We start from the raw sequence: 21,247 nt of genomic DNA on the forward strand, positions 1-21,247 counted from the left end.
TATTTATGTGTATAGTATTTTAAAATTTTACTCTTACTTAAAAAGTATAGAGTTGTTTTTATATGTACTTTATTCCTAAATTTGCACTAATATATAAATGATACATTGGTATTATTGATATTTATATTGGAGGTTGATTATGAAGAATGAGATTTTACGTTTTATAAATGAAAAGGTATTATTTAACAATTTTGATGAACTTAAAAACCAGAGTGGTATAGTAACAGAAGATATAGTAAAAAAATTTAATTTAAGTAGAACTCAATCAAGCAGATTATTAAATGATTTGGTAAAATCTGATAATCTTATAAAGATAAATAGTAGACCTGTTATCTTTCTACCAAAAAATAAGATAAATGATGCAATAGGTCCTACGAAAAAAAGTATTTATGAAAGTGTTGATGAACTTAATAATGAGTGTAAATTATTAAAGCAGGAAATTGTATTTAACAGTATTATAGGTCATGAAAGTAGCCTAAAAGAGGCAATAGAACAAATAAAAACCGCTGTACTTTATCCAAATGATGGACTTACAATAATGCTAACAGGCGAAAGTGGTGTAGGTAAAACTTTTTTAGCGAAGGTAATATATAAATATAGTGTAAGTAGTAATATATTAGAAAAAAATTCTCCATATAATGTACTAAACTGTGCACAGTATTATAATAATCCAGAGTTATTATCAAGTATACTATTTGGACATGTCAAGGGGGCTTATACTGGAGCAAATGAATCTAGAGCTGGGTTAATAGAGAAATCTGATGGTGGTATATTATTTTTAGATGAGGTACATAGATTAAACAGTGAAGGTCAGGAAAAGTTATTTACATTTATGGATACAGGTACATTTTCTAGAATTGGAGAGAATGGAGTAAATAGAACTGCTAAGGTAAGACTAGTATTTGCTACAACAGAAAGCTTATCTGAGTTTTTGCAGACTTTTTTAAGAAGAATACCTATAAATATTTATGTTCCAAATATAGAGGAAAGAGGAACTATTGAAAAAAGGAAGATTATAGAACATTTTATATATGAGGAAAGTAAGGTACTTGGTTTACCCATAGAGATAACTCAAATTACATTAAATACGATTTTAAAGATAAAATTCAAAGGTAATATAGGTGAATGTAAAAATGTAATAAAATATGCATGTGGAAGGGCATATGCAAAAAATCAAAAAAGAAATGGAAATATTTTTGTTACACTTCAAGACCTTCCTAGAAATATTTATATAGAAAATGTAGATATATTTCAGTTCCAAAGTGCTAAAAGCAAAAGTATTGTGTTTTCTCCTAAACAATTTAATATTGAGACATCAAATGAAAGAAATAAAAGAAATATAATATATCAAAGTCTTATAAAGTGTTTAGATTATTTTGATAGACTAGAAAAAAAAGAAATAACGAAAGAGTTATTTAGTGAAAAGAGCTCCAACTTAATGATTAGATTAATGGATAACTTAGTTTTTTCAAATAATGATGAAAATAAAAATGTACTTATGGAGCTTATAATATCTATAATGCAGGACATATTTAGAAATTTAGAAGTTAACAACAATATAAAATATGATGGGAATAATGTATTAGCATTTTCTTCGTATCTTTATTTGAAGGATGAGTCTTATCAATTGTCTGATGAATGTAAAATTTTACAAAGTAAATTACTAACATATTTAAAAAAAGAGAATTACAAAGAATACTCTATAATAAATAAAGTATCAACATTAATAGCAAATAGATTGGATATGTACCTTAATAATGTAGATATAATTATAATGATTATATTTATTAAGTCAACAGTTATAAGAATGAAGTCTAATAAAATTAATGCAATGATTATAGCACATGGGTATGCTACTGCTAGTAGTATGGCAAATGTATGTAATCGTATGTTGGGTAAAAATGTATTTACAGCTATTGATATGCCAATAGATGCGACAATTGCTGATGTATCAAATCAAATGTCTAGATACTTGGAAGGAGATAGGATAAAAAATGGACTAGTTGTGTTATTTGATATGGGCTCTCTTAATCTGATATATGAAGATTTAAAGAGCAAAATAAATAGTCCAATGTTGTTTATAGACCAAATATCCACTATTTCTGCACTAGAGGTAGGCAATTTATTAATGCAAGGTAAAAATATTGAAGATATTGCAGAAATTATGGATGAAGAAATTAAACCCAATATACAATTGTATTATCCTCAAAAAAATAAGGAGTATGCTATAGTATCTTCTTGCTTTACTGGGATAGGTACTGCTATAAAAATCCAACATCTACTTTCAGAAAGTTTAATTGGTATAGTTGATGTTAAGATAATACCTCATGATTATGAGAGTCTTGTTTTTATGGGAGATAAAGATCCAATTTTTAAGATGTATGATGTATTGGCAATAGTAGGAACTGCTAATCCAAATGTAAATGGAGTAGATTTCATACTGTTAGAGGATATAATATCAGGAAAAGGAGAAGAGGATGTCTTTAGAATATTTAGTAAAGTAGTAGAAAGTGAAAAAATCAAAAACATAAATGATTCTATCATAAAGAATTTTTCTTTGACTAGAGTAATAGATAGTCTGACTATTTTAGACTCAAAAAAAATAATAGAGAGAATAGAAGAAGGAATCAACGCTATAGAAAACAATCAAAAGAAAAAACTTCCTAATGACAAAAAAATTGCTTTATATGTTCACTTAAGTTGTATGATTGAAAGATTAGTTAGACAAGCTGAGATTGAAGAGTATACTGATATGAATTTATTAATTAAAAACCATCACAGTGAAGTTAAACTAATAAAAAATGCATTTAGTGTGCTAGAAAAGAGTTATAGTGTGCAAATATCTATTTCAGAAATAGGATACATCTATAATATTATTTATGGTTCACTTCAGTAAAATACAGTATTAAAAAATAAATAAATAAAATTAAAAAAAGTATGCCACTAGTTGGCATGCTTTTTGCTTTTATAAGTAAACAAGAGGATAAAAAATAAAAATTTTAATATATAATGGAGGATTTGAGGAAAATGATATCTTTAATGAGGATTGATGACAGACTAATACATGGGCAGGTGGCATATGGATGGACAACATCACTAGGTATAAATGTAATATTAGTTGCAAATGATGAAGCAAAAAACGATCAAATGAAAGCCATGTCATTAAATTTAGCTAAGCCTAGTAATGTAACTTTATATATAAGGGGGATAGAGGAATCTGGAGAAATAGTAGAAAAATTTGCTTCTTCAAAGAAAAGTAATGTATTAGTATTGGTAAAAAATACAAAAGATGCTTTAGATGTAGCTAAAAACTCAGGAGGAGTTTTAAAAGAAATAAATGTAGGTGGATTAAGATACGAAGAAGGAAAGAAGAAGCTGACAGACTTAGTTGCTGTTGATGATAATGATATAAAAAATTTTAAAGAAATAGCTGATTTAGGAATTGATATAGAATTTAGAATGTTACCTAGAGACAAAAAGAAAAAATTATCAGACTTAATAAAATAATTTGGGAGAAAGAAAATGAAAAAATTTTTAATTGCAACACATGGAGAATTGTCTAAGGAGCTTGTTGAGACAAGTAAATTAATAATTGGTTCATTAAGTAATGTTGAGTACTTTTGTATGACAAAAGATAAATCAGCAGACGATGCTGAGAAAGAAATGATAAGTATATTATCAAATAACAAAGATAATGGAGAACTTATCATACTAACAGATATATTTGGTGGAAGTGTAGCAAACATATGTACTAATTTACTTTTGCAGGGGTTTAAATTTGAGTTATTAACAGGAGTAAATTTACCAATGCTTTTGGATATTCTTTTATCACCAGAAGAGGATGCAAAGCTATTAGCTAAATCGGGTTTAGAGGAAGCGAGAAATGGAATTGTTCATGTAAATGAATTATTAGAAAATAAAAATGAAATCAAGAATGTGATGTAATTAATGTAAATTAAGAGGGAGGTTCACTATGTTAGTACAAGCTATTATGTTAGCTATTATAGCAGGCTTTGGTATATTAGATGGACGTATATTTGGTCAATCTATGTTTGATAGACCAATAGTTACAGGGGCATTAGTAGGATTAGTTTTAGGAGATATAAAGTCAGGAATTATGATTGGTGCACAACTTGAATTAATTTGGATGGGAATTGCAGGAATAGGTGCAGCTACTCCTCCAGATGTAGTAACAGGTGGTGTATTAGGTACAGCTTTTGCTATATTATCAGGAAATGGTGCAGAAGTTGCTCTAGCTGTAGCAGTGCCAGTAGCAGTCTTAGCACAATCTCTTGGAGTATTAGTTAGAATAGTAAACTCATATTTTTCTCAAAAGGCAGTTTTCTATGCTAAACAAGCTGACTTTAAAAAGGTTACCATAATGATGTGGGTGCCAGTAGTATTATTCTTTTTAAGTACATCAGTTCCAACATTTTTAGCAATTATGATTGGTGCTGATAAAGTTACAACATTAATAAATGCAATACCTAAAGTTATACTAGATGGATTAGGTGTTGCAGGAACATTGTTACCAGCAGTAGGATTTGCACTACTTATGGATATGTTACTTTCAAAAAAGATGTCTGTATTTTTCTTTATAGGATTCCTCTTAGCATCTTATGTTGGACTAGATATAACTGCAATAGCGTTGTTTGGAGTCTGTGTAGCAGTTATATTAAACTTTTATATTAATAACAAAGAAAATAGTCAAAATCCTCAAGTAGCAACTAATATTTTAACGGAAGGAGAGATTGACTTTGAATAAACTAACAAAAAAAGAATTAAGAAGTATGTTTTGGCGTTCATTTGCTCTTCAAGGTGCATTCAATTATGAAAGAATGCAAAATTTAGGTTACTGTTATGCAATGTTACCTGCAATAAAGAAGTTATATAATAAAAAAGAAAATCAAGCAAAAGCAATAGAAAGACATTTAGAGATTTTTAATACAACCACAGTAGTAGTTCCTGCTATATTAGGTATAACCGTAGCTATGGAAGAGGAAAATGCTAATAATCCAGAATTTGATGAAAGTTCAATTAGTGCTGTTAAAACAGCTCTTATGGGACCTCTTGCAGGAATTGGGGATTCGCTGTTTTGGGGAACATTTAGAATTATAGCGGCTGGAATAGGAGTATCACTTGCAAAAGAAGGAAATATATTTGGACCACTATTATTCTTACTATTGTACAATATCCCAGCATTTGCTCTAAGAATACTTGGACTTAAATATGGATATAAAGTCGGGGTAAATTCCCTTGAAAGAATACAAAGAGAAGGGCTTATGGAGAAAATAATGTCTATGGCTACAACAGTTGGTTTATTTGTTGTAGGAGGAATGGTTGCAACAATGTTAAGTATAACCACTCCATTAAAATTTAATTTAAATGGTGCAGAAGTGGTTTTACAAGATATATTAGATAAAATAATACCTAATATGTTGCCTTTAACTTTTGCATTTGTAATATATTACATGTTAAAGCGAAAGGTAAGTGTAACAAAGTTAACTCTAGGCATTATAGTGGGAGGAATTGCTTTACATGCAATAGGATTATTATAGAAACAAAATTATAATTTATTGAATATATGAATAAGGAAGGCATACAAAATGAGAATACAAGATTATATGTTAGAAACACCAGTTAAAATGAGAGAAATGATATCTAATGCAGATAATTTATTTAATGAAATTAAGAAAGAAGATATAAAAAAGATTATAATAACAGGTTCAGGTACTAGTTACCACTCAGGATTGCAAGTACAACCATATTTACAAAATTTATTAGACATAGATGTTGTAGAAAAGTATCCATTTATGATAACTGAAGATACGTTTAAATTTGATAATAAAAATACTTTGGTAGTAGGAATATCTCAAGGTGGAAGTAGTTATTCTGTATATAATGCTATGAAGTTAGCTGAAGACAAAGGTTGTAAAATAGCATCTATGGCGGGTTGTAAAAATGCTCTGATAGATGAGATTTCTGACTATATATTAACAGTGAATTGTGGTGAAGAAAAATCTGGTGCGAAAACAAAAGGCTTTTATTGCACAAAGTTAAATTTAATGTTATTAGGTCTTCAAATAGCTAGAGAAAAAGGAATAATATCTAGTGAAAAGTACAATGAAGAGATAAATAAGATATTAGATGCAATAGATAGATTTGAATCAGTATATAAATCATCTGAACAATGGATTGAAAGAAACAAAGAAAAGCTAGTTAACGCTAAAGAAATAAGAATAGTAGGCAACTCTGATATATATGGAGATACATTAGAGTCAGCATTAAAATTATTAGAGACAATGAGAATACCTGTAACTGGATATGAGTTTGAAGAGTTCATACATGGTGTGTACAATGCTATAAATAGTGATTCTACTATATTTATACTAGATACAGGGAAAGAGCCTAGAGTAACTAAGATGGTTGAAGTACTTTCTGGATGGACAGACAATGTATTTGTCATAGGTAGAGATGTTGCAGAAGAAGACAAAAATTTAAAGGCAAATATTATAGATAACCCTTACTATCAAACGTTTAACTTCATAGTACCTATACAATTGATATGTGGAGAAATACCTACATTAAGAGGTATAAACCCAAGCATTCCAAAAGATACTAAGTTCCACATGAAGTTAGGTAGTAAGAAGTTTAATAAGTAATTATACATATAAGTACTTTAGTTTATAGTTTCTTGTATAAATTTATAAATATACACTTAAGTAGCATGAATTATAAAGGTAGTGTCTCAAAATGATTTTAATTAATCATTTTGGAACACCACCTTTTTTAGTGTATCTTTAGTGTATATATAATAGATTAGTTTTTTACAAATCTACACACATTATCTTCAAAAATTAACTTACCATTTCTTTTTTTAGTCTCCACATAGCAAGTGCGAAACTTCCACAACATAATATTAAAAATAACACTATAACAGGTAGTATATCTCCAACCAGAATAGTTTTACCAAATATTAGGCTACGTAAAGTATTAATAACATGGGTAAATGGATTGAGCATAACTGCTATTTTTAATCCTCCAGATAAATCTTCAACAGGGAAGAGAGCAGAGCTTAAAAAGAAAATAGGAAGTACAATGGCAGTCATAATTGTTTCATAAATTATTTCATTTGGTAATAATAGGCTTATAGCATAAGCAAGACTTGATAAAAAAAAGGCTGTCATAAATATCAATACTATCATTATAGCAATTCCACCAATACCAGATGCTATTTTTACTGAAAAGAATATGCTTACTATGCATAAAATTGCTACTTCAATAAAAGACACTAGGATAGCTTCTAGTAACTGACCAAAGACAATGGAATATCTACTAATAGGTGCAATTAAAACTCTATAAAAACTTCCGCTATTTTTCATTATAAAATTGATGATACCACCACTACTACATGATGAAAAGATAACCAATACAATTATACCTGGAAGTATAAAAGCTGTATAATTATCAATATTCATATCACTCATAGTTTGGTTTGCGACAGAGCTATAAAGTACAAGCCAAAGAAGAGGTTGTAATATAGTAACTACAAATGAAATTGGATTTTTAAAACGCCATTTCATATTACGCCATAAGATATTTAACATTTCCATTCCTCCTTTGAATCCTTTTTAGAACTTGTTAATGCTAAAAAAACATCTTCAAGACTTGGTTCTACAATTTCTATTGCATCAAACTTTATATTATGCTCTAAAAGAAATTTATTTATTGAAGTAAGTGCAGTTCTACTATCTTCTACACTTATAAAAAGTGAATTTCCTCGTACATTCATAAATTTAACTAAGCAAGTATTTTTAATATCATTTTTATATTTTTTTATATCTTCATTATCATGAAATACGATACGAAGTATGTTTTGCTTAATATAACTACGCAAACTAGATGGTGTTCCTTGTGCCAAATCTTTTCCATTTTTCATAATACAGATATTATCACTTAGTTGTTCAGCTTCTTCAAGATAATGAGTAGTTAGAAAAATAGTTGTACCATATTCATCTCTAATTTTTAGTAGCATATCCCACATAGCTTTTCTTGAATCTACATCCATACCAACAGTAGGTTCATCTAAAAATAGAATTTTAGGAGATGACACCATATTCATAGCTATATCTAATCTACGTTTTACTCCACCAGAATAAGATGAGGTAGGATACTTTAAGTAACTAGTTAACTCAAATTTTTCAATTAAAGAGTTTATTCTTTCTTTTGCAACTTGTGGTTCCACTTTATACATTTTACTTTGGAATAGCATGTTTTCCATAAGAGACAGGTGTTCATCAATAGATATTTGTTGTGCTACACAAGCAATTTGAGTGCGTATCCAAGATGGATTATTTATTAAGTCTTTTCCAAACATTGTTACATTACCAGCTGTAGGTTTGTAAAAAGTGGTCAAAATATTGATAAGCGAAGATTTACCAGCACCATTTGGACCAAGCAAAGAAAAGATTTCTCCAGCCTTTACACTAAAACTTAGACCATTTAAAGCTTTTACACCATTTTTATATTCTTTTACTAAATTGTTGATTTCGATTGCCAACATATATTATTCCTCCTCTTTAAGTGGAAATATGATTTCTGTAATATATTTATCTGGATTACCTTTTATTAGCATACCTGGTCCTTTAATAAATACTTCTCTCCAAGGAGTTTGTATCGTTAGATTATTTTCATGAATATATTTAAATATCATTTCATATGTTTTTGGCAAATTACTATATGAACCCATGTGGGTAAAAAACAAAGCTTTTGTTTTAGGAAACTCTTTTATTGTTACACCCATACGATTTGGAGTTTCAGCAGTTGGTACACATAACTCCATTTTTCCTATGCCAGTTTCTTGGTCAACATTATGGTAGCAGAAGAATGGTGCACCATTTGATTTTCCTTTTATAGATTTAAATACATTTGGAAAATATTTTGTTGCTTCAGTCATAGGTCCATTGTAACTCATAGTAGCTGCTGTGACTGATTCGATGTTTTTAATTTCAATTTTATAATTCATTTGTTTTCCTCCCTAAGTATGTTTATAATGGTTTCATTAATCCATTAAGTATTAGTACAATATAAGATTTTTGATTCGTTGATGAGATAACCTTACCTTGTCTGCTTGTTTTCAAGTCTAACATAACATAAAATATATATCCTCTCATTTGATGCTCGATTTTGTAAACTTATTATTTGAATTTTGATTTCAATGATTTAATAAATTAAAATCAAAGAATTTATAAAAAAGTGTTTACAAATCAAGTGTATTAATCGTATAATACACTTAATGAAATATAAAATGAAATTTAAAGTAGGAATGTATTTTTTTAGAAAAAGTGTATTATCGTATTAATACACTAGAATAGGAGGAAGTATGAATTTTGAATTAGATAATACATCTCCCATTTATTTGCAAATAATAAAGCATATAAAGAGACAAATAGTAACCGGAGAATTAAAACCAGGAGAAACAATACCATCAAGAAGAGAAATGGCACTTAATTTAAAAGTAAATTTAAATACTGTTCAAAGAGCATATAAGGAGATGGGTGATATGAATATAATAAATACTTTTAAAAACTATCAGAGTAGCGTGACAGTTGATGAAAATATATTAAAAAATCTAAAACTAGAGCTAATAAATGAATCTTTAGTTGTATTTATAGAAGATATGAAGGCGATAAATGTTACTAAAGAAGAAGTTTTAAAGATAATAGAAGATAGATATTAGTTTTTTAATAAATATAAACACTTAACTTATAAGGTTAATTGTACAAGCATATTAAATATGGAGGACACTAATATGATAGAAATTAAAAATGTAAGTAAAACATATAAAAGAATGCAAGGGCTAAAAGTAAAAAAAATAGAGGCTTTAAAGAATGTAAGCTTCAATATTGAAAAAGGAAAAATAACAGCTTTACTTGGGATAAATGGTGTTGGTAAGTCAACAGTATTAAAAGCAATAGCAGGACTTATAAAAATTGACAGTGGAGAGATTTTAATAGATGGAGAAAAAATGAATAAAAACATATATAATAAACTTGCATTTGTTCCAGATGTAGAATCTCACTTTAGTAATACAACAATAAAAGAGTCATTTGAATTTATGGAAATTTTTTATCCAAGATGGAATAAAGAAAAATCAAAAGAAATGATGGATATATTTAAACTGAATGAAAATGAAGTAATTGACAATTTATCTAAAGGAAATATTGCAAGAGTAAAATTAATACTTGGATTTTGTCAAGACCCAGACTATATATTACTTGATGAACCATTCACAGGGATTGACTTGTTTAAAAGAGAAGAATTTATAGGGGTAATAGCACAATATATGAAAGAAAATCAAGCTATTATTATAACAACTCATGAGATAGTAGAAATAGAAAGCCTAGTTGATGAAGTTATAATTCTTGATGAAGGTAAAATAATAACATCATTTAATGCAGAAGATTTAAGAGAAAGAGAGGGTAAGTCTATATTAGATAAAATGAGGGAGGTATATAAGAATGAATAAGCTTCTATGTCTAATAAATGTAGATTTAAGGAGAAATAAGAGGTTTTATATAGCTTATATATCTTTTTTATCTTTAATTACACTGTGTTTAAATTTATTTGAAATTATTAAATTTAAGAACTCTAAATTTATTATAAACTTAGCAATAGAGGATTTTGGAGGTGTATTTTATGGAATAGGTGTAATTGGGAATCTTAGATGTATCCAAATAATTTTACTGTACGGAATATTGGGAATGTTTACATACTATATTTTTATGTGGAAAAGAGATTTCTTTTCTAAAAATCAAAGTATTTATACTTTAATGATGTTACCGCAGGATAAATTTAAGCTTTGCATATCTAAGTCAATAGCTTTGATAACAATGGTATATGGTTTTTTGATAAGTCAGATAGCAACATTATTTATATGTAAATATATATTTAATTTTATTTTTAGAAATATTCCAATAGTTAATATGTCCTTTGCTCAGGATTTATATTATTTAAATTTAAAAAGTATTCCAATCGATTTTGTTTCTTTTATAACAATTTATGTGATTTTACTGCTTTTAGCTATTTCTTTTTTAAATTGTTGTATATTATTCACATTTTCTTACAGAGGTAAACTTTATGTGATTTTAATTACCTTGATAATTTTGGCAGGGCTATATTTTTCAACAGTGTATATAAATATAATTAGTTTGTTTAGAAAGTATTATGGATTTGTTGGAACACAACTTAATTCTTTAGGTAATTATGTATTAAGTTTTATAGTTATAATGTTTATTTTAAATGGAATCTCTTATTTTTTAATAAATAAGAAGTTGTCTGTTTAGGAGGTGTGTCATGAAATTAAAATCTAAAGTATCTATACTTATTATATTTTTAGCAGTAGCAATATATTTTAGTATAGACATATTGAACAATGAAAACAATTTAAGTATAAAAACTATAAAAGGTGACCCAGATGAATTGGACTATATAAACATAGATTTTGGATATGATTTTAATGGATATATAAATTCAAGATATATAATAAATGGAAGTAATAAAACTAAAAAAACAGAATTATTAAAATCAATAAAAGAGAGTGAGAATACGAATAATCTAATCGATGTCTCTAGTGGTTTAGATTCAATAGCTCATGTTGGTTTTGAAATAAATGATGATTCTAAATCTAATTCAAGAGGGATAAATTTTGTCATAGATGAGAAAAAAGAAGACCTAGAAAAAGGTGTATTTATGTCAGAAGGAAGTGATAAAAAAATTGAATATGAAAAACTAGATATGAACAACTTTATAAGAACGAGATATAAAGTAGATAAAGATATCGATGAGTATCATGTAAAAGTACTATCATCAAAAAGATACAAAAAAGACTTATATGTGTCTGTGCTTTATGCTCCAAGTGACTCATCAGAAAAAGATGAAGAAGCTTTGAGTACTATAGATATAATAAAGATTAATACTAAAAATAAAAAAATAGAGACGATAAAAAGTATAAATATAAGCAAGTATCTTTTTGAAAAATACAACAATATACAAAGTATTGATGTAAGTTATTCTAGTAAAGATGGAGATAAAATGTATATTTTGATAGAAGCAATAAATGCAAATACATGGGACGATGTTGCTTCTAAGCTAAATTTACTTGAGTATAATGTTGAAGAGAATAAAGATAACATAATAGAATTAAAAAGTTATGATAGAATGTCTTTGGAAAAAGCAAAGCTAAAAGATAGTAAATTATATATGATAATGTCAGAAAGAGATAATGCCAATAAAAGTAAAGAGATAAATTTAATAACTTATAACATACTAGATGGCGGTTTAGTTGAAGATAAATATGTTTTGGATGAAAAAGAAGAAAGAAGCATTAGAAACATTGAAATTGATTCAAATAAAATCATTGTATGTACATCAAAAATAAATCCCGTACTACCTTGGGACAATAAGACTATCCTATATATAATAAATAAAAATTCGAAAGAAATAGTGTATAAGGGAGAATTACAGTTTAATAGTTCAAATAGCAATTTAGAATTTGGAATAAAGTAGGTGAATTGATGAGAGATTTAATGAAGTTATTTGAGTTTGATTTAAAAAGAAACATAAAAAATTATATATTTATAATCATTTGTTGCTGTTCGATTGTATTTTTAAATCTAGTGAAAAATTTAAATGATTATAATTATATAATAGAGAATGCAGTAAAAACTGAGCAGTTATCAAAAGTAGGAAAGACAATAGAAACAGTAAGTGTCATGGGATTTTCAAGTTTTGGAAACATAATGGGTTCTATACAATCATGTTTTTTGTTTGGTATATTTGTGTGTATTTGTTATGCTTTCTTTATTTGGTATAGAGATTTTGATATGAAAAGTAAATCTATATATACACTTATGATGCTTCCTAAAAATAAAATTAATATTTATATATCTAAATTATTAAATGTATTGTTTCTAGTGTATAGCTACACGATATTATTTACTATAACTTTATTTATTGCAAGTAAGATACTACCGAATTATATGCTTGGTAGTATTACAAACTATAATTTTGTACAAGAAACAATATATAAGTTAAATATTTTACTTCCATACAGCTTTGAGAACTTATTAGTAGAATATGTATTTTTACTAATAGGAGTTATATGTGTAGTATTTACATCAATTCTTATAAATAAATCTGTGTATAAGATGAGGGCTTTAATGAGTTTTCTATTTTTAGTTATAGAAATTCTAATATTTATAATTCTTGTAGAATTTATTATACCTTATGAATATAGTAATGTATTTACTGTAGTATATTCAAGTGTGAGTATATTTGTATGTAGTTTTGTGTCTAATAAACTTTTAAATAATAAAATTGACTTTTAGGAGGTGTATATATGAGAGAAAAGAAATTAGGAAAATATACAATATGTTTTATAACAGTATGTTTATCAATGATTATTATGGCTTTGATATTGAGTTATCTTAATAAAAATAAATTATCTATAAGAACTTTAAATGGCAATATAAAGGATATAGGAAGAGTGAGTTTAGTATATACACCTAATATAAGTAAATATACTTATGAAGAAGTAATCATAAGTAAAAATGGGACAAGAAATGATACAAATCCTAAAACTAAAATTGGAAATGATTATTTGCATATTGATAAGAAATACAGCGATTTTATTGATGATAAAGGAAGCGAATTTATATATAAAGATGATTTGAATATAGGTGTAGCATATACTTCTACTAAGTCTAATTCAGTACATGAAAGAAACAATTTAAATGATTATATAAAAGTTTCAAATAAAAATTTAAAAAGTGGTTTAGAAGAAAATTTTGATATTGATTTAAAAAAATCTGATTTTAAAGAAAATAGCTGGCGAACTGTTTTTAACCAAATATATAGGGGAAATTTATATATGGTGATTAGTGAAACCAATGTTTCAGGTGCTACAGTCAATAATATTTGTATATTAAAGATAGACATAAAAAATAAATCCTATAAATTATTAAATAGATTTAATTTAAATTCGCAAAGCAAATACCAACAGAGTATTAACGAGATTAAATTTTCTATTGGAACTAAACTTTATTTGGAGAGGTTAAATAACAAAGATATAAATGGTGACATTGAAGGTCATGATAATTATTCAGATTTTATTGTATATGATATAGAAGAGAATTCTTTCAATAAAAGTAATAAGTTTATGGATAATTTAAATAAAGAAAAAAATGCTGACCAAAGGGAAAGGGGTTTATTAAGTAAAACAAAGTTAGACTATATTGTTAAAGATAACAAACTAAATATTATAGTTACAGATAAAAGTCGTTCTATAATTAATCTTGTTTATAGTGTTGATTCCAATGAGATTAATTTAGAAGATTATGAAAGGCTTAATTTAAAAGTAAATTATGATGAAGCGTTATCTGGTGTTAGAAAAGTTAAGTTGCTAGATGATAAAATATATTCTATTTCAAGTGTAAAGGAAAATATTTCAGGAGAGAAAAAAGGAAGTGGAGTTACTTCTGATATAGTTGGAACTAAACCAATAAAATTTCAAGTATTTGATATGAGTCTTAAAAAAACAGTATATGAAGCTGAATTGATAAATGGAGATGTAAGTTTACAAGACAAGTTGTTTTTTGTAGCAAATTAAATAATAGTATTAATCTTATAACTTTAGATTGGTATACTTTTATTATATAAAAATGAATAAATAAAAATAAGGCAAGATAATTATACGTATATTTTGATTATCTTGCCTTATTTTTATCTTTGATATAAAAGCAATCTGAATAATATTTTTTACATATTATAAATATTCTAATATACTTTAATTTAATTCGATATTTAATTCACTTAAATTTGAAATGATAGTAATATAGTGGTAAAATTAATTATTAGAATATTAAAAATAATAGATAAATAATACATTATACTTGAAAAGGGGGAGAATTTAAAAATGAGCAAAAAGTATATAAAAGCAGGAAATTTAATTGATTAAAAAATAGCTACGCACACTCGTGACTTTAGTCATGAGTTAGTAGCTAAAATAGTCAGCATATAGGGAAACTTATATGTAGAGATAGGATAGAACCTATCCAATACTACTTGAATTGCTGGAAACCCCTAAAGCTAACCAAACTAAAACATAAGGATGAAATAAACCTAAGTGTGAAAGTTACGAAAGTGGAAAAAATTGGTTAGATGGTATAAGGTTAAACCCTAAGTACTTTAAAATGGGCAATCAGCAGGTAAGCTCCGAATAGGAGACACTTCAACGACTATTCCTCTTGAGGGAAGTACACTACAAGCTATCGGTAGTGGAAGTGGGTAGACCTTAACGGATAATGCCGAAGGATAAGATATAGTCTGTGCTTGCATGAAAGTGTAAGAAGTTCATAAGAGAACTGCATAGGTAATAGCGAACTTATGTGAACGACAACCTCAAAAATGATAAAAGTTAAGACTTATGGTTCTTACATATGTTATTTAGAAATAAATATAAAAACCTTCAAAATGCTTGTTTTAAATAATTACATTTGTTAATGTTATTATGGGTGATGAAAAATGGAAGTGACTCATGGGATATGCATATTTAGTACAATACCATATAGTAAGGTGTGTAAAATATAGATATCCAGTATTAATATAATCATAAAAAATAAGTAAAGTGAGGTGGTAGTAGTGGAAAAAGCTTATAAGTTTAGAATGTATCCAAATAAAAAACAGCAAGAGTTAATTAACAAAACTTTTGGATGTTGTAGATTTGTATATAATAAATATCTTGCTAAAAAAATAGAAGTTTATGAAAATAATAAAGAAACTTTTACTTATAAGCAGTGCAGTTCTGATTTGACTGATTTAAAAAAAGAATTAGAGTGGCTTAAAGAACCTGACAAATTTTCACTACAAAACACCTTAAAAGATTTAGAAAGCGCATATAAAAAATTCTTTAAAGAAAATGCAGGATTTCCCAAATTTAAATCAAAGAAAACTAATAGATTTTCATATAGAACAAACTTCACAAATGGAAATATTATGTACTTTAGTCAATATATAAAATTACCTAAACTTGGTATGGTTAAAGTAAGGGATAAACAAGTACCTCAAGGGAGAATACTTAATGCTACTGTATCCAAAGAACCAAGTGGTAAATATTATGTATCACTATGCTGTACTGATATAGATATTGAAGCACTTGAAAATACTAATAATCAGATAGGTTTAGATTTAGGAATTAAAGAATTTTGTATCTCAAGTTGTGGACAATTTATAGAAAATCCTAAGTATCTTCAGCAGTCATTAAACAAACTTGCTAAATTACAGAGAGAATTATCGAGAAAAACAATCGGTAGTTTAAATAGAAATAAAGCAAGATTAAAAGTTACAAGATTTCAAGAACATATAGCTAATAGGCGAAAGGATTTTCTACAAAAACTATCTACTAAATTAATACAAGAGAATGATATTATTTGCATAGAAGATTTGCAGGTAAAGAATATGACTAGAAATCGTAAACTATCTCGTTCTATTTCTGATGTGTCATGGTCAGAATTTGTTCGTCAATTAGAATACAAGGCTAATTGGTATGGTAGACAAATTGTAAAGGTGGGTAAATTCTTTGCAAGTTCACAAATATGCAATAAATGTGGGTACAAAAACGAGGCAATAAAGAATTTAAATATAAGAGAATGGATTTGTCCTTGTTGTAATGTAACTCACGATAGAGATATAAATGCAAGTATAAATATACTAAAAGAAAGATTAAAACTAATAACAGTTTAAAATAGATAATTTATGTAAGAACCGTAGGAACTACGGGGATAGCCTGTGGAGAATTGGTAAGACATATTTTAGTATGCAAAATTCTATGAAGCAGGAACTCTGTGACTTTAGTCATAGGAGGTTCAGGGAACAGGAAATAGTATTATGAAGGATAAAGGTATAATTATTGATGAAGATACTATACTTGAAATTGAAAATATAAGAGAAGATTTAAGTGGATATGATGTATATGATTACCTAGATAAAACTGTTATGCCAGGAATTATGAATTGTCATGTGCATTTGACAATGGAGCCAGTAGGAAATCCAAAAGTTTATTATGAGAACGTATCTGATGTAGAGCTTGTGGTAAATACAATAAAACAACTTGATGCATATTTAGATTCAGGAGTAACATATATTAGAAGTCTAGGTTGTCCAAAATATGTGGATGTGCAGCTTAAAAATCTTATAGACAAAGGGTCTATAGATGGTCCTGGTATAGTTACTTCAGGTCCAGTTATATGTATGACAGGAGGACATGGATACTATTTTGGTATTGAAAGTGATGGAGTAGATGAATGTAGAAAATCAGCTAGAACAGTTTTAAAAAATGGAGTAGATTGTGTAAAGATAATGGCTACTGGAGGTGTAACAACTGATGGTGTTGAGCCAGGTTCACCACAATTGACTTTAGAAGAAATGAAGGCTGCTATAGATGAAGCTATAAAAGCAGGGAAAATAACTGCTACACATGCACAAGGAAGAACTGGTATAAAAAATGCAGTGCTTGCAGGAATCACTTCTATAGAACATGGTGTTTATTTAGATGATGAAATAATTGATTTGATGCTTGAAAGAGGAACATATCTAGTTCCAACAGTTGCTGCACCATATTTTATTTTAAATGCAGGAAAAGAAAGTGGAATAACTGAGGCTACTCTTAGAAAGTGCGAAATTGTTGCTATTCCACATAAAGAATCATTCTTAAAAGCGTACAAAAAAGGAATTAAAATTGCAGTTGGTTCTGATGCAGGAACTTCTTATAATGAACATGGAAAGACATATTATGAAATGAAGTTAATGTCAGATTATGGTATGGATAATATGGATGTAATAGTAGCAGCTACAAAAACTGCATCTGAACTTTTAAGAATTGATAAAAATTATGGAACTTTAGAAAAAGGAAAGAAAGCAGATGTAATAGTTGTAAATGGCAATCCTATAGATAATATAGATGTAATGTCAGATGTTTTAGCAGTATTTAAACTTGGTAAAAAAGTTAGATAATAAAATAAAAGAGAAATTAGAAAAAAGTGTCTGAAAGATTTTTAAATGATTAGAGACACTTTTTTTATTGATAATATTTATTAATACTTTAAAAATTAATATGTTATTTTATATCTATTAGTTATATTATAAAAGAATAAAAAGTAATAATTTGTCATGTAAATAGATATGTTTTTATAAATAAGATATTTTAAAATAAAAAATAGTATATAAAAAAGGTTTATATGTTATATTTATATAAATATATCTATAAATAAGAAAGGAGCAAATTGGTAAATGATAGAGGTAGATAAGTTATGTAAATCTTTTACAAGAGTTATAAAAGATGATAAAAATAAAAGTTCAATAAAAAAATTAAAGAAAATTAAAACTAAAAAAGAAGACTTTCTTGCTGTAAATAATGTTTCTTTTAGTGTTGAAGAAGGTGAGATAGTCGGAATATTAGGACCAAATGGTGCTGGAAAGACAACTTTACTTAGAATGCTAGGAGGAATATTAACACCAACATCAGGAAATATAAGTGTTTCTGGATATGATTATTCAATAGATAGAAATTCAGCAAAAAAAGAAATAGGATATCTATCTGGAAATACAAAGCTATATGGAAGACTTTCTCCTAGAGAACTTTTAACAACTTTTGGAAGTTTATATGAAATGACAAAAGAAGAAATAGAAGAGTCGATTAAAAATGTTGTAAAAGTAATGGATATGAATGAATTTATAGACAATAGAATTGAAAATCTATCAACTGGTCAGACACAGCGAACATCTATAGCTCGTTGTTTAATACATTCCCCAAAAGTGTATATTTTTGATGAACCAACATTAGGTCTTGACGTTTTGAGTAGTGCATCTATAATAGACTTTATGAAAAACGAAAAGTTAATAGGAAAAACCGTACTTTATTCAACTCATTATATGGAAGAAGCAGAAATTTTATGTGATAAGATTTTAATGATTCATAATGGAAAAATAATTGCATCAGGAACACCGAAAAGTTTAAAAGAAGAATCGGGAGTAAATAATCTGAGAGATGTGTTTATAAATCTTTCTAGAATGGAGGAGGTTTAGATGAGAAGTAAAATTGTAAAATACATATTCAAAAAAGAAATGTTAGACATACTAAGAGACAAAAAGACCTTATTTATGATGATTGTTATACCACTTCTTTTATATCCTTTGCTTATGTTGTTGATGATTCAAGTAATGAATATGTCTGCAAATAGTATGAATAGTAAAGATATTAATATAGCTTTTGATAGTACACCTAATAAAGTGCTTGTATCAATGATTGAAGAGGAGAATAATTTAGAGGGCGATACTGGGACTAATAAAGATACTACAAATGATAAAGGCAAAATAAAAATATTAAGTGTTGATAATTATAAGAAGTCTTTAGAAGAAAATAAAATTGATGCTTACATAAAAATAGAAGAAAAGCAATCATCTACGAGTTATAAAATATATATGAATTCATCTCAGGAAAATTCGTCTAACTCTGTAAAAAGAATTGAAACTGTTTTAGATAAATACAAGAGATTTACTATAGAGAATACTTTATCTGAAAAAGGACTGGATGTACAAAGTACATTAGAACCTATAAAGTACAGTACTATAGATGTTGCAAAAACAGAAGAAGTAGCAGGCTACTTCTTAGGACAGATATTGCCATTTATATTAATAATAGGAGTTTTGCTTGGTTCAATATATCCAGCAATAGATGTTATGGCTGGAGAAAAGGAAAGAGGTACACTAGAAACTTTATTTACACTCCCAATATCAAATTTAGAATTAGTCATGGGAAAATATATGGCTGTTTCCCTTAGTGCAATAGTAACAGCAATTTTAAATATTTTATCTATGGGCTTAACAATGGCATTTATTTTAGTGAGTGGGGGTCTTAGTAGCCAGTTTGGTTTTGGAAATTTTAATTATGGAGATTTAATTTTACCAATTGCTACTACTTTAATATGTGTATGTCTGTTTTCAATGGTAGTTGCAGCAATAAGTATGTGTGTATGTTCACTAGCAAAAAGCTTTAAAGATGCTCAAAACTATATAACTCCTCTTATGTTGGTTATTATGATACCATCTTATGTTTCTATGATACCAAATATAGTATTGGATAGAGTAACAGCTGTAATACCTGTGGTAAATATATCATTACTTATAAAAAGTGTATTATCTTTTAAAAGTGATTTAAATCTGATAGCACTAGTTTTAACATCGAATATAGCTTTTGTTATATTGGCAATTATACTTCTGTCTAAAATGTTTAATTCTGAAGAAATACTTTTTGGAAATAGTAAGAGTTTTTCTTTCTTGGAGAAAAGATGTAATATAAAAAAAGGGTCTATACCAACTGTGAGTGATGGGATTATTTTGTATGCAGTAGGATTAGTTCTTTTAATTTATGCTGGTTCTTTGGTTCAAATTAAATTTGGAACAGCAGGTATTGTAATGACACAAGTTATGATAATTGCTTTACCACTAATATTTGCATATTATATCAAAGCTGATTTTAGAGAAGTATTTAGTATAAAGATTCCAACATTAAAACATCTCTTAGGAGGAGTTGTTCTTTGGATTGGTGGATACATCATTATTATGATTATAACTCAGTTAATTTTATTTTTATTTCCTCAAAATATGGAAGTGGCTGAGAGTTTAAATAAATCTCTGTTTATGAAGGATAAATTTTTATTGAATTTATTGATAATAGGATTATTACCAGCTATATGTGAAGAAATATTTTTTAGAGGTTTTATATTTTCTGCATTTAGTAAATCAAAAAATGGAGTTAAGTCTGTAAAGTTAGCAATAATCTGTAGTGGAGTATTGTTTGGTATTATGCATATGGATTTTATAAGAATAATTCCAACATCAATATTAGGAATCATATTTGCATACAGTGTATATAAGTCGGGCTCTATATTTGTATCAATGTTATTACATTTCTTAAATAATAGTGTAGCAGTTATAGTAAGTCATTATGCAACAGGAAATATAGCTAATTTATATAAGTTTATTGAGGTTGATTTTTCAAATTTAAATATGTTTAAATTTGTTTTAATTCTTGTAATAAGTTTTATATTGGTTATATTAGGAAGGAGACTTTTATATAGAAAAGATTTAAAAAATTAAATATAAATTTCTTAAATATATTGAGATAATAAAT

General features: G+C 27.2%; 19 protein-coding genes. 16 read left to right on the forward strand and 3 right to left on the reverse strand.

Annotated elements, in window-relative coordinates; all coding sequences use genetic code 11:
- Window positions 1-139: 139 nt before the first annotated feature.
- The 6 genes from KGF48_RS01825 to KGF48_RS01850 all read left to right on the forward strand — a co-directional run bounded on the left by KGF48_RS01825 (window position 140) and on the right by KGF48_RS01850 (window position 6,662).
- The gene (locus tag KGF48_RS01825) at window positions 140-2,896 is read left to right on the forward strand and encodes a sigma 54-interacting transcriptional regulator (RefSeq protein ID WP_227867692.1); all 2,757 of its coding nucleotides are present in this window, start codon (window positions 140-142) and stop codon (window positions 2,894-2,896) included.
- Between the two features lie 131 nt (window positions 2,897-3,027).
- A complete protein-coding gene (locus KGF48_RS01830) occupies window positions 3,028-3,507 on the forward strand; it encodes a PTS sugar transporter subunit IIB (RefSeq protein WP_227827456.1) in 480 nt (159 codons plus the stop codon).
- Between the two features lie 15 nt (window positions 3,508-3,522).
- Window positions 3,523-3,945: a PTS mannose transporter subunit IIA gene (locus tag KGF48_RS01835; protein ID WP_227861294.1), complete on the forward strand. Its 423-nt coding sequence runs from the start codon at window positions 3,523-3,525 to the stop codon at window positions 3,943-3,945.
- Window positions 3,946-3,973: 28 nt separating this feature from the next.
- A complete protein-coding gene (locus KGF48_RS01840; protein WP_227827458.1) occupies window positions 3,974-4,765 on the forward strand; it encodes a PTS mannose/fructose/sorbose/N-acetylgalactosamine transporter subunit IIC in 792 nt (263 codons plus the stop codon).
- Complete coding sequence (locus KGF48_RS01845) at window positions 4,758-5,558, forward strand: PTS system mannose/fructose/sorbose family transporter subunit IID (RefSeq protein ID WP_227840907.1); 801 nt, start codon at window positions 4,758-4,760, stop codon at window positions 5,556-5,558. Before KGF48_RS01840 ends, KGF48_RS01845 begins: the two co-directional genes overlap by 8 nt.
- 48 nt (window positions 5,559-5,606) lie before the next feature.
- On the forward strand, window positions 5,607-6,662 hold the full coding sequence (locus tag KGF48_RS01850; RefSeq protein WP_227827460.1) for an SIS domain-containing protein: 1,056 nt from the start codon (window positions 5,607-5,609) through the stop codon (window positions 6,660-6,662).
- 195 nt (window positions 6,663-6,857) lie between these two features.
- On the opposite strand, the gene KGF48_RS01855 is transcribed toward KGF48_RS01850, so the two are convergent.
- The 3 genes from KGF48_RS01855 to KGF48_RS01865 are packed head-to-tail and all read right to left on the reverse strand — an operon-like array spanning window position 6,858 to window position 9,025.
- Window positions 6,858-7,607 (reverse strand): ABC transporter permease, encoded by a 750-nt coding sequence (locus KGF48_RS01855; RefSeq protein ID WP_227840906.1) that lies wholly within the window; start codon window positions 7,605-7,607, stop codon window positions 6,858-6,860.
- On the reverse strand, window positions 7,601-8,563 hold the full coding sequence (locus KGF48_RS01860) for an ABC transporter ATP-binding protein (protein ID WP_227840905.1): 963 nt from the start codon (window positions 8,561-8,563) through the stop codon (window positions 7,601-7,603). Before KGF48_RS01860 ends, KGF48_RS01855 begins: the two co-directional genes overlap by 7 nt.
- Window positions 8,564-8,566: 3 nt before the next feature.
- On the reverse strand, window positions 8,567-9,025 hold the full coding sequence (locus KGF48_RS01865) for a GyrI-like domain-containing protein (RefSeq protein WP_227827463.1): 459 nt from the start codon (window positions 9,023-9,025) through the stop codon (window positions 8,567-8,569).
- Window positions 9,026-9,382: 357 nt separating this feature from the next.
- Here KGF48_RS01865 and KGF48_RS01870 point away from each other — a divergent pair, with 357 nt between their 5' ends.
- From KGF48_RS01870 to KGF48_RS01915, 10 genes are all read left to right on the forward strand, one after another.
- Window positions 9,383-9,739 (forward strand): GntR family transcriptional regulator, encoded by a 357-nt coding sequence (locus KGF48_RS01870; RefSeq protein ID WP_227433053.1) that lies wholly within the window; start codon window positions 9,383-9,385, stop codon window positions 9,737-9,739.
- Between the two features lie 72 nt (window positions 9,740-9,811).
- Window positions 9,812-10,528, forward strand: a complete 717-nt coding sequence (locus tag KGF48_RS01875; RefSeq protein ID WP_227840903.1) for an ABC transporter ATP-binding protein — start codon at window positions 9,812-9,814, stop codon at window positions 10,526-10,528.
- The gene (locus KGF48_RS01880; protein WP_227827465.1) at window positions 10,521-11,345 is read left to right on the forward strand and encodes an ABC transporter permease; all 825 of its coding nucleotides are present in this window, start codon (window positions 10,521-10,523) and stop codon (window positions 11,343-11,345) included. Before KGF48_RS01875 ends, KGF48_RS01880 begins: the two co-directional genes overlap by 8 nt.
- A 10-nt stretch (window positions 11,346-11,355) precedes the next feature.
- Window positions 11,356-12,567 carry a hypothetical protein gene (locus KGF48_RS01885; RefSeq protein ID WP_227827466.1) on the forward strand — a complete coding sequence of 404 codons (1,212 nt, stop codon included), beginning with the start codon at window positions 11,356-11,358 and terminating at the stop codon, window positions 12,565-12,567.
- Window positions 12,568-12,575: 8 nt separating this feature from the next.
- Window positions 12,576-13,388: a hypothetical protein gene (locus KGF48_RS01890; RefSeq protein WP_227827467.1), complete on the forward strand. Its 813-nt coding sequence runs from the start codon at window positions 12,576-12,578 to the stop codon at window positions 13,386-13,388.
- Window positions 13,389-13,399: 11 nt separating this feature from the next.
- A complete protein-coding gene (locus tag KGF48_RS01895) occupies window positions 13,400-14,668 on the forward strand; it encodes a hypothetical protein (protein ID WP_227840902.1) in 1,269 nt (422 codons plus the stop codon).
- 1,022 nt (window positions 14,669-15,690) lie between these two features.
- Window positions 15,691-16,800 (forward strand): IS200/IS605 family element RNA-guided endonuclease TnpB, encoded by a 1,110-nt coding sequence (tnpB, locus tag KGF48_RS01900; protein ID WP_227867693.1) that lies wholly within the window; start codon window positions 15,691-15,693, stop codon window positions 16,798-16,800.
- A 144-nt stretch (window positions 16,801-16,944) separates the two neighbouring features.
- On the forward strand, window positions 16,945-18,069 hold the full coding sequence (locus KGF48_RS01905) for a metal-dependent hydrolase family protein (protein ID WP_227830477.1): 1,125 nt from the start codon (window positions 16,945-16,947) through the stop codon (window positions 18,067-18,069).
- Between the two features lie 276 nt (window positions 18,070-18,345).
- Window positions 18,346-19,140 (forward strand): ATP-binding cassette domain-containing protein, encoded by a 795-nt coding sequence (locus tag KGF48_RS01910; protein ID WP_227841422.1) that lies wholly within the window; start codon window positions 18,346-18,348, stop codon window positions 19,138-19,140.
- Window positions 19,141-21,213 (forward strand): ABC transporter permease subunit/CPBP intramembrane protease, encoded by a 2,073-nt coding sequence (locus KGF48_RS01915; RefSeq protein WP_227830479.1) that lies wholly within the window; start codon window positions 19,141-19,143, stop codon window positions 21,211-21,213.
- Window positions 21,214-21,247 lie beyond the last annotated feature (34 nt).

It is taken from the genome of Clostridioides sp. ZZV15-6388 (assembly GCF_020657755.1).
Lineage (GTDB): Bacteria > Bacillota > Clostridia > Peptostreptococcales > Peptostreptococcaceae > Clostridioides.